We start from the raw sequence: 12163 nt of genomic DNA, 5'->3' as shown, positions 1-12163 counted from the left end.
CAGTCATGGAGCAGCCCGTCATATCCCTCCGGGGTGCCACCGCCTCGCTGGGCTCGCGCCCCGTCCTGCGCGGCATCGACCTGACCGTGGGCCGCGGCGAGGTGGTGGCCCTGCTCGGCGCCAATGGCTCCGGCAAGTCCACCGCGGTACGCGCCATCGTGGGCCAGGTCCCGCTGACCGGCGGCGAGTTGGAGCTGTTCGGCGTCCCCCGGCGGCGCTTCAGGCAGTGGGCGCGGGTGGGCTATGTCCCGCAGCGCACCACCGCCGCCGGCGGGGTGCCCGCCACGGTGCGCGAGGTGGTCTCCGCCGGGCGGCTGGCCCGCACCCGGCTGGGCCCGGTGCGCAAGGCGGACCGGAAGGCCGTGGTCCGGGCGCTGGACCTGGTCGGCATGGCCGACCGGATCAAGGACTCGGTGAACGCGCTCTCCGGTGGCCAGCACCAGCGGGTGCTGATCGCCCGGGCGCTGGCCGGCGAACCCGAGCTGCTGATCATGGACGAGCCGATGGCCGGGGTGGACCTGGCCAGCCAGGAGGTCCTCGCCCATGCCCTGCGCGCCCAGGTGGACCTGGGCGCCACGGTGCTGCTCGTGCTGCATGAACTGGGTCCGCTGGAGCCGCTGATCGACCGCGCGGTGGTGCTCCGCGACGGCTGTGTGGTCCATGACGGACCGCCGCCCGAGGCCGTGGGCCAGCACGCCCTCCCCGGCCATGACCATGTACACCCGCACGCCGATCCGGCCGCGGAACCCACTCGGACGGGACTGCTGAGCTGATGGACATCCTCGACGCCGCCTTTATGCAACGGGCGCTGCTCGCCGCCCTGCTGGTCGGCATCACCGCCCCCGCGATCGGCATCTACCTGGTCCAGCGCCACCAGGCGCTGATGGGCGACGGCATCGGCCATGTCGCCCTCACCGGCGTGGGCCTGGGCTTCCTGCTCAACACCAGCCCGGTGTGGGTGGCGGCCGCGGTCTGCGTCGGCGGTGCGGTGGCCATGGAACTGATCCGCTCTTATGGCAAGGCACGCGGCGACATCGCCCTGGCCATGCTCTTCTACGGCGGTATGGCCGGCGGAGTGATGCTGATCAACCTCTCCTCCTCCGGCTCCAACGCCAACCTGGTCAGCTATCTCTTCGGCTCCCTGACCACCGTCTCCCAGCAGGACATCGTGGCCATCTGCCTGCTGGCCGGCTTTGTGGTGGTGGCCACCCTGGGCCTGCGCCGGCAGCTGTTCGCCATCTGCCAGGACGAGGAGTTCGCCCGGGTCACCGGACTGCCGGTACGGCTGCTGAACCTGCTGGTGGCCATCACCGCCGCGCTGACCGTCACGGTCGCCATGCGCGTGGTGGGCCTGCTGCTGGTCAGCGCGCTGATGGTGATCCCGGTGGCCGCCTCGCAGCAGATCGCCCGCAGCTTCGCCACCACCCTGGCGCTGTCCGTCACCATCGGTGTCCTGGTCACCCTGTCGGGCACCGCCACCTCGTACTACGTGGACGTCCCGCCGGGCGCCACCATTGTGCTGATGGCCATCGGCGTCTTCCTGGTGCTCACCGCGCTGGCCGCCCCGCTGGCCCGGAAGCGGGCGCTCAGAACCGCCGACGAGGAGCGCTGCACGCTCGCCGACACCGCGGACGAGGTGGGAGTGTAAGGACCCCAGCCCCTCCGCGGCGAGTACTGGCCCCTCCCCGGGGCCTGGCACAATTGGCCAGGTACGTGCGTTGGGTGTGCAGCCGAGTTTGAGGAGGCAACTGTGGCGACCGCCGGTCCCCCGGTACGCGGCCGATCCACCAAGCAGAGAGCCGCGGTGGCGGCCGCGCTGGACGAGGTGGATGAGTTCCGCAGCGCGCAGGAGCTCCACGACATGCTCAAGCACCGCGGCGCCTCGGTCGGCCTGACCACCGTCTACCGCACCCTGCAGTCGCTCGCCGACGCGGGTGAGGTGGATGTGCTGCGCACCAGCGACGGTGAGGCGGTCTACCGCCGTTGCTCCAGCGGGCACCACCACCATCTGGTGTGCCGGGTGTGCGGCAAGGCGGTCGAGGTCGAAGGCCCCGCCGTGGAGACCTGGGCCGATGCCATCGCCCAGGAACACGGCTTTGTGGACATCGCCCACACCGTGGAGATCTTCGGCACCTGCGGGGACTGCGCGGTCAAGGGCTGACGCCCCCATAGCGAAACCGCCCCGGGCAGCGCCCGGGGCGGTTTGTTCTACGCGTTGTTCTACGCGTTGTGCTACGCGCGGGGCAGCCGCGACTCCAGCAGTGCCCGCAGCCGGTCCTCGTCACCGGCGGCGGTGAGTCCGCGCTTGGGCAGGATCACCATGCACTGCCGGTCCGTGGACAGCAGGACGAACAGGTTCCGGCGCTCCAGATAGCAGCCGAACTGCATCCACGCCTGCCGGGTCGTGGACTCGGCACCGGCGCAGACCACCGCATGGTCGTCCACCGTCACCCGGCGCGGGCCGTGCCGGCGCAGCCGGCCCCGGTGGAACAGGGCCTGGTAGCCCAGGACTTGCAGGGCGAAGAAGTAGCAGGCGGCAACGAGCAGCGCCCACTCCCTGAGGCCCACCGCGCCCACGCCGCTCCGGTGGATGTGCAGCGCCAGCCCCGCCGGGGCCAGCACCAGCAGCAGCCACGCCGCCACATTGGTCAGCCGGGCCTTGGTGACCACCCGGTTCCGGGCGCGGATCGCGGCCCGGAAGTCGTCGACGGTCAGCTGGAACTCCAGCGAGACGGCCGCCGTGGAAACGCTCACTTCCCGTCCGCCTGCGCCTCGTTGGGCAGCGCCCCGCCGAAGCGCCGGTCGCGCTGGGCGAATTCCAGGCAGGCCCGCCACAGGTCGCGCCGGTCGAAGTCCGGCCAGAGCACATCCTGGAAGACCATCTCGGCGTAAGCGCTCTGCCAGATCAGGTAGTTGGAGGTGCGCTGCTCACCGGAGGGACGCAGGAACAGGTCCACATCCGGCATGTCCGGGTAGTACATGTACTTGGCGAGGGTCTTCTCGCTGACCTTCGACGCGTCCAGCCGGCCCGCCGCCACCTCGCGGGCGATGGCGGCCGCCGCGTCCGCGATCTCGGCGCGCCCGCCGTAGTTCATGCAGAAGTAGAGGGTGAGCCCGTCATTGTCCTTGGTCTGCTCCTGGGCGATCTGGAGCTCCTTGGCCACCGACTTCCACAGCTTGGGCATCCGGCCCACCCAGCGCACCCGGATGCCCAGCTCATCGAGCTGGTCCCGGGTCTTGCGGATGAAGTCGCGGTTGAAGTTCATCAGGAACCGCACCTCGTCCGGCGAACGGCGCCAGTTCTCGGTGGAGAAGGCGTACAGCGAGATGTTCCCCACGCCCATCTCGATGGCGCCCTGCAGCACATCCAGGACGCGTTCGGCGCCCACCTTGTGCCCCTCGGTGCGCGGCAGGCCCCGCTCCTTGGCCCAGCGGCCGTTGCCGTCCATGACGATCGCCACATGCTCGGGCACCAGCTCACCGGGGATCTTCGGCGGCCTGGCCCCGGACGGATGCGGCTCGGGGGTGCGGTACTCGCGTCGGGGACGGCCCAGAATCCCGCGTCGTGCCATGGGTGCCACTTCTCCTAGTTGCTGTTCTCGACATAACGAAGGGAGCGCAGCCCCCGTTCCAGGTGCCAGTGCAGATACGCCGCCACCAGACCGCTGCCCTCCCGGACGTAGCGCGGCTCGCACGCGTCCGCTGTCGCCCAGTCCCCGGTGAGCAGGGCACCGAGGAGCTCGATCGACTCCGAGGAGGGTACGACGCTTCCGGGCACCCGGCACTCCCCGCAGACCACCCCGCCGGCGGCGGTGGAGAAGAACCGGTTCGGCCCGGGCATGCCGCAGCGGGCGCAGGCGTCAAAGCTGGGCGCGTAGCCGTTGACCGCCAGCGAGCGCAGCAGGAAGGCGTCCAGGATCAGGCCGGGCGCGTGCTCCCCCGCGGCCAGCGTGCGCAGCCCGCCGACCAGCAGCAGGTACTGCTGTACGGCCGGTTCGCCCTCGTGGTCGGTGAACCGCTCGGCGGTCTCCAGCATGGCGGTGCCGGCGGTGTAGCGGGCGTAGTCGGTGACGATGCCGCTGCCGTAGGCGGCGATGGTCTCGGTCTGGGTGCACAGCGGCAGCCCGCGGCCGACCAGCTCCCCGCCACGGGCGAAGAACTGCACATCCACATGGGAGAAGGGCTCCAGCCGGGCGCCGAACTTCGACTTGGTCCGCCGTACGCCACGGGCCACGGCGCGCACCCGGCCATGGCCCCGGGTCAGCAGGGTGATGATCCGGTCCGCCTCGCCCAGCTTCTGGGTGCGCAGCACGATGCCGTCGTCGCGGAACAGAGTCATGCCACTCATTGTCCCGCACGGGTTCCGTCCGGGCGGGACGGCCCTAGGACGGAGTCCGCGTCGCCGCCGCCAGCAGCCGCTCGGTCTCCTCCGGGCACAGGGACAGCGCCCGCCCCACCGTGCCCAGTACCTCCCGCTCCGCGGGCCGGTAAGGGCCATCGGCCAGGGCGATCCGCGCCCCTTGCAGCAGAATCGACTCCCGCCCGGCCGGGGCGAGGTGCGGAGCCAGCGGCTCCAGTGCCTCGTGCAGCTCGATGGCCAGCGCGGTACCCCGGGCGTCGAAGCCGGTCCCGGCGGGCGGCCGCAGGCCCGGCAGGCGCCCGGTGTCCGCCGCCAGCGCCTCGATCAGGGTGACCAGCTGCTCCTCGCTGCAGTCCGCGAACCCGGCGGCCCGTACCGCGCCGACCGCGGCCCGGCGCACCGTACGTGCCTCGGTGCCCCCGGCCGCCAGCACGGCCAGCGCCACCGTGTGCACCGCGTCCCGCAGCATCGCGGAGAAGCGGGTGGTGGTGGGGTGGTCCAGGGTGTCCATGCCATAGCGGGCGCCGCAGGCGGTGCACTCCACGACCGGCCCGGCCGGCCCGCGCGAGAGCAGCGGCAGCCCGAACACCACCAGGCGCCGGCGGCCGACCCGGCGGTGGTAGTTGCGGTCCCCACCGCAGCCGGGGCAGAAGAACTCGCCGTCACCGACGGTGCGCCACACGGTGCGTACGCCCAGCACACACCGGTCGGGGCTGCGTCGGCCTTGCGCGTGCTTCACCGGGCACCTCCATAACGCCACGGCAGTGTCGCCGCGTTGACGTGATGTTAGCCACATCGGCAATGTGCCGTCAGTACCCCGTGCGCAGAGTTGCCCGGAGTTCGGAGCGGCACCCCTCGAACACGCCACCGACCCCACCGGATCCGGTGGTTTCGGTGGCGCACTCTTGACAACTCCCTTACAAGGAAAGGGACTCAGCCCCGGTAGGCCCGGTTGACCGCGGACACCAGGGCCTTCAGCGAGGCCCGGGTGGTGTTGCCGTCCACGCCGATGCCCCACAGCACCCGGCCGTCGATCACGCACTCGATGTACGAGGCGGCCTGGGCGCTGGCACCCTCGCTCATGGTGTGCTCGGTGTAGTCCAGCACCCGGGCGTCCACGCCAATGGCGGCCAGCGCGTCCACAAACGCGGAGATCGGGCCGTTGCCGGTACCAGTGAGCACCGTAGGCGTCCCGTCCACCACGGCCTCCACGGTCAGCGCGTCGGTGCCCTCCCCGCCGGTGGTGGTCTGCGCCGAGCGCAGCTGGATCCGGCCCCAGGGCCGCTCCCCGTCCGGCAGGTACTCGTCCCGGAACACCGCCCAGATCTCCTGCGGGCTGACCTCGCCGCCCTCGGCGTCGGTGCGGGCCTGGATGATCCGGGAGAACTCGATCTGCATCCGGCGCGGCAGATCCAGCTTGTGGTCGTTCTTCAGCACATAGGCGATTCCGCCCTTGCCCGACTGGGAGTTGACGCGGATGACCGCCTCATAGGACCGTCCGACGTCCTTGGGGTCGATGGGCAGGTACGGCACCGCCCACTCCATCTCGTCCACGCCCTTGCCGGCCGCCCGGGCCCCGGCCTCCATGGCCTCGAAGCCCTTCTTGATGGCGTCCTGGTGGGAGCCGGAGAAGGCGGTATAGACCAGATCGCCGGCGTAGGGGTGGCGCGGGTGCACCTCCATCTGGGTGCAGTACTCCACCGTCCGCCGCACCTCGTCGATCTGCGAGAAGTCGATCTGCGGATCGACGCCCTGGGAGAACAGGTTCATGCCCAGCGTCACCAGGTCCACATTGCCGGTGCGCTCGCCCTGCCCGAACAGGCAGCCCTCCACCCGGTCCGCCCCGGCCATCACCGCCAGCTCGGCGGCGGCCACCGCGGTGCCCCGGTCGTTGTGCGGATGCGCCGACAGACACACCCACTGCCGCCGGGACAGGTTCCGCGACATCCACTCGAAGCGGTCGGCGTGCGTGCTGGGCGTCGAACGCTCCACGGTGGCGGGCAGGTTGAGGATGATCTCGCGGCCGTCCTCCGGCTGCCAGACGTCCATCACCCCCTCGCAGACCTCCAGCGCGAAGTCCAGCTCGGTGTCGGTGAAGATCTCCGGGCTGTACTGGTAGCCGAAGACCGTCTCCTGGCCCAGCAGCTTCTCCGCGTACTCCACCACCAGCCGGGTCCCGTCCACCGCGATCTGCTTCACCTGCTCGCGCGAGCCCCGGAAGACCACCCGCCGGAACAGCGGGGCGGTGGCGTTGTAGAGGTGGACGGTGGCCCGGTGCGCCCCGCGCAGCGACTCCACGGTCCGGGCGATCAGCTCCTCCCGGGCCTGGGTCAGCACGGAGATGGTCACATCCTCCGGGATGGCGTCCTCTTCGATGATCGACCGGACGAAGTCGAAGTCGGTCTGGCCCGAGGACGGAAAGCCGACCTCGATCTCCTTGTAGCCCATCCGCACCAGGAGATCGAACATCTCCCGCTTCCGGGCCGGGGACATCGGATCGATCAGCGCCTGGTTGCCGTCCCGCAGGTCGGTGGAGAGCCAGCGCGGCGCGGCGGTGATCCGCCGCTCCGGCCAGGTACGGCCGGGCAGATCCACGGCCTCGTAGCGGCCGTAGCGGTGGATGGGCATGCCGGACGGGCGCTGGGTCACGGTGGCGGCGGTGATGGGGGTGGGACGGCCCATGGACTCGGCGATCCCGTGCTTCTCGGGCTTCTCGGGCATGATGCGCGGTTCTCCTCGGATATCCGCTGCTGGAGAGGGCCGACGGGGCGGTTTCGCCGCAACACCGAACTCCGCGGGGAGGGGGTCGGCCTCGACTACAGGCCCTCGCCGCGGCAGCTAAGGAGGAGCATCCCGAAACGCATGGTGCGCAGCACATTAACCGAGTCCCATGACCGCCGCCCGACCGTTCCACCATGCGGGACGGGCCCCCGACCGGAGGCCCGCCACCCATCTTTATGAATCCCCGCCGGACTCGCTGACAGCCCCGTGTCCCGGTGCGACATTGCGTCCATGAACCCCACCGAGTGCGCGTCCTTCCGTGGCATCGTCCCCCCACACCTGCTCGACCGGCTGGCCCAGTCCGAGGACTCCCGGCACCATGAGCCCGCCCGCCGCACCCTGGAGCACGACTCGGTGCTGCGCACCCGCCGCCGGCTGACCGCGCTGCGCACCGAGGCCGCCATCGCCACCGCCCCGGCCGACCACCCGCAGCGCACCATCTACGACTCCGGCCACCAGCAGGACCTGCCCGGCCGGCAGGTACTCGCCGAGACCGACACTCCCTGCAAGGACGCCACCGCCAACCGGGCCTACGCGGCCCTGGGCGCCACCTACACCTACTACCGGGACGTACACGGCCGGCACTCCATCGACGACGCCGGGCTGCCGCTGATCGCCTCGGTGCACTACGGCGAGAACTATGACAACGCCTTCTGGGACGGCCAGCAGATGGTCTTCGGCGACGGTGACGGTGTGGTCTTCGGGGACTTCACCGTCTCCGTGGACGTCATCGGCCATGAGCTCACCCACGGTGTCACCCAGCACACCGCCAACCTGGAGTACTACGGCCAGTCCGGGGCGCTCAATGAGTCCCTCTCCGATGTCTTCGGCTCGCTGATCAAGCAGTACTCGCTGGGCCAGACCGCCGAGCAGGCCGACTGGCTGATCGGCGCCGGCCTGCTCGGCCCGGACATCCACGGCGTCGCCCTGCGCTCCATGAAGGCCCCCGGCACCGCCTATGACGACCCGCGCCTGGGCCGCGACCCCCAGCCCGCCACCATGGACGACTATCTGAACACCCCCCGGGACAACGGCGGGGTGCACCTCAACTCCGGCATCCCCAACCATGCCTTCTACCTGCTGGCCTCGGCCCTGGGCGGCCACTCCTGGGAGCGCGCCGGCAAGATCTGGTACGCCACCCTCACCGGCGGTGAGCTGGCCTCCGACGCCGACTTCGCCACCTTCGCCCGGCTGACCGCGACGGTGGCCCGCTCGCTGTACGGCGATGGCACCGAAACCCAGGCGGTTCTCAAGGCGTGGTCCCAGGTGGGCGTCCCCACCTCGTAACGCGGCCCCCGCCGGGCAACAATGTGGCCATGCGCATCGTCATCACCCGGACCGGGGGTTTCGCCGGAATCGAGCGCCGGGCCGAGCTGGACACCTCCGGCCGGCCCGACGCCACTCATCTGGAAGCCCTGGCCCACCGTGCCCTGGCTCCCGGCCGGGACGCGCCCGGGGGCCGGGGCGTGCCGGACGGCTTCCACTACGAAATCACCGTGGACAACCGCAAGGTGCACCTGGCCGATCCCCATCTCACCGACGACCAGCGGGAGTTGATTCGCGCCGTGTTGCGCGAAGGGGCGTAGAACACACACTCGGCCGAGTAGGGTCCAGCTACGCCCCTACATCAAGGCAGGTGTGACATGGAAGAGTTGGGCTCCCCCATCCCCCGCACGCGAAGACTCGCCGGCGCGATATCCGCGCTCTTCACCGCGGTTGCGCTGGTCGCCTCCGTCCTCACCGTCCTCCTGGGCACGAGCGCGGCCCCGGCCGATGCCGCCGGGCACAGGTCCGGCGGATGGTCCTGTTCCGGGGCGCCCGTCCCCGCCGGGTATGTCATCACCGGGTACGACCGCAACGGCTGCCAGGGCCGGGGCTCCTGGTTCCAGCAGCCGGTCCGCGACGGCATCTGGACCTGCTCTGGTTCACCCATCGTCCCCGGCTATGTCATCACCAACTACAACCGCAACGGCTGCACCGGCATCGGCGCCTGGTACCACCAGCTCGTCCGCAACGGCATCTGGACCTGCGGCGGTTCGCCGATCGTCCCCGGTTACGTCATCACCAACTACATCCGCAACGGTTGCAACGGCATCGGCGCCTGGTACCACCAACTGGTCCGCAACGGCCTCTGGACCTGCTCCGGCTCACCCATCCCGCCCGGCTACCGCAGCATCTCCTTCAACCTCAATGGCTGCAACGGCATCGGCTCCTGGTACATGGTCCGCGCCTGATCCGGACGCACCGCACGTCACCGGCGACCAACCCCTCCTGCCGTGCGGCGTTCCCGGATCGCCGCACGCAGCCCGTCCACCCGGCGATGCACCGCCGCCGCATGCGCCGGGTCGACGGCCGATGGCTCGCCGCCATGGCAGATGCGGCACAGCCCACCGGGGAGGGCCTGGGGCGTGCCGGGGATGCCACAGCCCGTGCACTCCAGAATGCGGGTCCGGCTGACCGGCACGCTCACGCTCAGCTCCGGCGGCAGCTTGTCCACCAGCCGCCTGCGGACGAACGCCCCCGGGCAGTGAATCGGCTCGCTCGGCAGCCCGGCGATGAGCATCCGCGTGAACTCGCCCTCGCTCACCCCTCGTTGGAACCATTGCTCGGCTAGGGATGCCAGGGCCGCGCACTCGGCGGCGGAGAGGGCCAGGCGCGGCTGGGTACGCCCGAGCAGGGCGAGCGCGCGATACGCCCGCGACGGCGGCGCGGCTTGCGGCTCGGCCGCCTCTTCCTCTTTCGGGGTGTCCCCGGTCAGGAAGGTTGACCACCAGTCGTCATCGCGCGGCGTCCGGCTGAAGTAGGTGCGCGTCACCCACTGGGTACGGCCTTCTCCGGCGCCCTCCTGGACACGCCGCAAGTGCCCGGCCCGGGACAGGTTGTTGAGCGCACTGCGCACCGCCTGCTGACCGTACGCCGCGATCTGCTTCGCCAGCGTCTTGGCGTCCATGGCCGCACCGTCCGGCAGCCGGTCGATATACGCGGCGATGGCCGCCTCCCGGGCAGGCAGGTGCGCGAAGTCGCGGGCGGTGCGGGGGGCTTGGCCGGGGGCGGAGCGTTTGCCGTAGCCGGGGGCGGCCATGGGGGTACTCTGGGCGACAGCCATGAGATCGTCCTTACAGGGTTGTGGATCTTGTGGTCAGGCCCTCGGAGGTGTTGCTGCACCGACCGGGGGCCGTTTGCTTTCTCCGGACGCTATACGGCCTCGGCGGCCTCGCCGCCACCCATTCCGAAAAGTCATCCGTTCGAGTGCGCACGGCAGTTGGGTGGGTGGGCGGGTCAAGCCCGCCACCCATTCCTTGGAAAGAGGGTTCGGGGTCCGGGGGCCGGGGCTCGGGCGGCTCCAACCGGCGCCTGACGTCGGTTTCCCGTTCTCTCAACTGCCATGCCTTGACCCAGGGGGCACGGTGTCGGAAGCATGGATCTCGACGCGCTCAACAGCATGTTCGAGAAGGGCCTGATGGCGATGAAGGTCACCAAACTGGTCAGTACCTGCGACATCACGGACTGCCCCACGCTGTACGCAACAGACCGTGAAACCCTTCTGGTACAGGGGGTAAAACCGACCGACCACGGGCTACGGATCCCCGCCCATGAAACGCTGGTGGAAATCCCCATGGATCTGATCAGGAAGGCCATTCGTGACCGGCTCATCTAGGACCCTCGGCGCCCTGTTCGACTCCTTCGAGCAAGAAGCGTTCCGGCTGGAAACCCTGGACGATTACAGCCGATCCGGAAACGTCGAGGGCTTTCGGGCCTTCATGGCCGGGGAGCAGCAGCCGGAGAACTACAACGCTCAGTGGGTCGAAGAGGTCCGCTCGCACACCACCCGGGGCAAACGCGTCTACCGCGTGCACATCCTGGCCCGCCCACTGACGGACTACCTCAAGTACGAACTCGGCTGGGGGTACGCAACGAACATGACCGGTGGTGAGGAGTTCTTCATCCTCGACACCACCGATAAGGCCAACCCTCTGCCGGGCGTGCCAGATTTCTGGCTCTTCGATTCACAGCATGTAGCCTCCATGCGCTATGACGGCCATGGAGCCTTTCTCGGCGCGGATGTACTGCCGTCAGACGGCACCGCCGAGTTCGCTCGCTATCGGGACATCGCAATCGCTCACGCGGAGCCGTTCCCTGACTGGTGGGCGAAACACGGCGTGTGAACAGAGCACAGCTCGGGGCTGCACTGCGGGCACTGCGAGTGGCATCCGGCAAGGAGGCCAAAGCGGTTGCCCGCAGCGCCGTCATGTCTCCGTCCAAGCTGTCCAAGATTGAGAACGCCAAACTCTCGCCCAGCGCCACGGACGTAGAGCGGATCCTCACCGCCATCGGGGTATCGGAAGAGATCAAGGCGGAGTACACGGAGGCAGCACGGGCAGCGGCAACAGAGGCGACAGCCTGGCGGTTGTTGAAACGGGCAGGTGTACACAAAGGGCAACAGACCCTCAAGGCACTCGAATCCCAGATGTCGGTGCTGCGATTGTTCCAACCGGCTCTGATTCCTGGTCTACTTCAAACACCCGAGTACATGCGAGCCATCTTGCAACGTCACGGCCTGACCGAAGAAACGCTCTCTCGGACCATCAGTGGCAGAATTGACCGCCAAGGAGTTCTGTACGACAACTCCAAGTCGCTGAGGTTCGTCATCACCGAGCCGGCGCTCCGGTGGCGGATTGTATCGGCACAGATGATGGCTGCCCAACTGGACCGGATCGTCTCAATTTCTCGGCTCCCTCACGTCGACATTCGAGTGGTCCCGTTGGCAGCACGACAGCACGACATCGCCAATCATGCGTTCGTGATCCGGGATGAGCACGTGGTCACCGTGGAAACGGTACATGCTGAAGTAGTTGCAACCGACCCGCGAGATGTTCAGCTGTACATCGCCAAGTTCGAAGGATTCGAGCAAGTTGCCCTGGCCGGGGAGGACATGCGGAGCCTGGCCGAGGAAATCCGTGACGGATTCTTGCGAGAACAGGAAACAGGATAGAAACCCCGTCACCATGGCCCCACGATATC

General features: G+C 69.3%; 15 protein-coding genes. 9 read left to right on the top strand and 6 right to left on the bottom strand.

The window, feature by feature from the left end; genetic code table 11:
- Positions 1-5 precede the first annotated feature (5 nt).
- The 3 genes from ACIHFE_RS01865 (at position 6) to ACIHFE_RS01855 (ending at position 2161) form a co-directional block, all read left to right on the top strand.
- The gene (locus ACIHFE_RS01865; protein WP_400103517.1) at positions 6-773 is read left to right on the top strand and encodes a metal ABC transporter ATP-binding protein; all 768 of its coding nucleotides are present in this window, start codon (positions 6-8) and stop codon (positions 771-773) included.
- A complete protein-coding gene (locus ACIHFE_RS01860) occupies positions 773-1648 on the top strand; it encodes a metal ABC transporter permease (RefSeq protein ID WP_400103515.1) in 876 nt (291 codons plus the stop codon). Before ACIHFE_RS01865 ends, ACIHFE_RS01860 begins: the two co-directional genes overlap by 1 nt.
- Positions 1649-1750: 102 nt before the next feature.
- A complete protein-coding gene (locus ACIHFE_RS01855) occupies positions 1751-2161 on the top strand; it encodes a Fur family transcriptional regulator (protein WP_400103513.1) in 411 nt (136 codons plus the stop codon).
- Between the two features lie 71 nt (positions 2162-2232).
- Here the strand turns inward: ACIHFE_RS01855 and ACIHFE_RS01850 are convergent, their stop codons facing one another.
- The 5 genes from ACIHFE_RS01850 to leuA all read right to left on the bottom strand — a co-directional run bounded on the left by ACIHFE_RS01850 (position 2233) and on the right by leuA (position 7081).
- Positions 2233-2754: a YcxB family protein gene (locus ACIHFE_RS01850; protein WP_400103511.1), complete on the bottom strand. Its 522-nt coding sequence runs from the start codon at positions 2752-2754 to the stop codon at positions 2233-2235.
- Complete coding sequence (locus ACIHFE_RS01845; protein WP_400103509.1) at positions 2751-3572, bottom strand: isoprenyl transferase; 822 nt, start codon at positions 3570-3572, stop codon at positions 2751-2753. Before ACIHFE_RS01845 ends, ACIHFE_RS01850 begins: the two co-directional genes overlap by 4 nt.
- A gap of 14 nt (positions 3573-3586) precedes the next feature.
- On the bottom strand, positions 3587-4339 hold the full coding sequence (gene recO / locus ACIHFE_RS01840) for a DNA repair protein RecO (RefSeq protein ID WP_400103507.1): 753 nt from the start codon (positions 4337-4339) through the stop codon (positions 3587-3589).
- Between the two features lie 43 nt (positions 4340-4382).
- Positions 4383-5060, bottom strand: a complete 678-nt coding sequence (locus ACIHFE_RS01835; RefSeq protein ID WP_400104391.1) for a TerB family tellurite resistance protein — start codon at positions 5058-5060, stop codon at positions 4383-4385.
- A 233-nt stretch (positions 5061-5293) separates the two neighbouring features.
- A complete protein-coding gene (gene leuA, locus ACIHFE_RS01830; RefSeq protein ID WP_400103505.1) occupies positions 5294-7081 on the bottom strand; it encodes a 2-isopropylmalate synthase in 1788 nt (595 codons plus the stop codon).
- Between the two features lie 291 nt (positions 7082-7372).
- Between leuA and ACIHFE_RS01825 the strand changes: the two genes are divergently transcribed.
- The 3 genes from ACIHFE_RS01825 to ACIHFE_RS01815 are packed head-to-tail and all read left to right on the top strand — an operon-like array spanning position 7373 to position 9375.
- Positions 7373-8428, top strand: a complete 1056-nt coding sequence (locus ACIHFE_RS01825; protein ID WP_400103503.1) for a M4 family metallopeptidase — start codon at positions 7373-7375, stop codon at positions 8426-8428.
- Positions 8429-8457: 29 nt separating this feature from the next.
- Complete coding sequence (locus tag ACIHFE_RS01820; RefSeq protein WP_400103501.1) at positions 8458-8727, top strand: protealysin inhibitor emfourin; 270 nt, start codon at positions 8458-8460, stop codon at positions 8725-8727.
- Positions 8728-8784: 57 nt separating this feature from the next.
- A complete protein-coding gene (locus ACIHFE_RS01815; RefSeq protein ID WP_400103499.1) occupies positions 8785-9375 on the top strand; it encodes a hypothetical protein in 591 nt (196 codons plus the stop codon).
- A gap of 17 nt (positions 9376-9392) precedes the next feature.
- On the opposite strand, the gene ACIHFE_RS01810 is transcribed toward ACIHFE_RS01815, so the two are convergent.
- On the bottom strand, positions 9393-10247 hold the full coding sequence (locus tag ACIHFE_RS01810) for a hypothetical protein (protein WP_400103497.1): 855 nt from the start codon (positions 10245-10247) through the stop codon (positions 9393-9395).
- Positions 10248-10607: 360 nt separating this feature from the next.
- Here ACIHFE_RS01810 and ACIHFE_RS01805 point away from each other — a divergent pair, with 360 nt between their 5' ends.
- Genes ACIHFE_RS01805 through ACIHFE_RS01795 form a run of 3 tightly spaced genes read left to right on the top strand, consistent with a single transcriptional unit; the run spans position 10608 to position 12134 of the window.
- Positions 10608-10799, top strand: a complete 192-nt coding sequence (locus ACIHFE_RS01805) for a hypothetical protein (protein WP_400104390.1) — start codon at positions 10608-10610, stop codon at positions 10797-10799.
- On the top strand, positions 10783-11307 hold the full coding sequence (locus ACIHFE_RS01800; protein WP_400103495.1) for a DUF6879 family protein: 525 nt from the start codon (positions 10783-10785) through the stop codon (positions 11305-11307). Before ACIHFE_RS01805 ends, ACIHFE_RS01800 begins: the two co-directional genes overlap by 17 nt.
- A complete protein-coding gene (locus ACIHFE_RS01795) occupies positions 11304-12134 on the top strand; it encodes a helix-turn-helix domain-containing protein (RefSeq protein WP_400103493.1) in 831 nt (276 codons plus the stop codon). Before ACIHFE_RS01800 ends, ACIHFE_RS01795 begins: the two co-directional genes overlap by 4 nt.
- Positions 12135-12163: the final 29 nt, after the last annotated feature.

The sequence above is a fragment of the Streptomyces sp. NPDC052396 genome (genome assembly GCF_044593195.1).
Classification (GTDB): Bacteria; Actinomycetota; Actinomycetes; order Streptomycetales; family Streptomycetaceae; genus Streptomyces.
The sequence above is the reverse complement of the archived record's forward strand: the minus strand, read 5'-3'. Positions and strand labels throughout refer to the sequence as shown.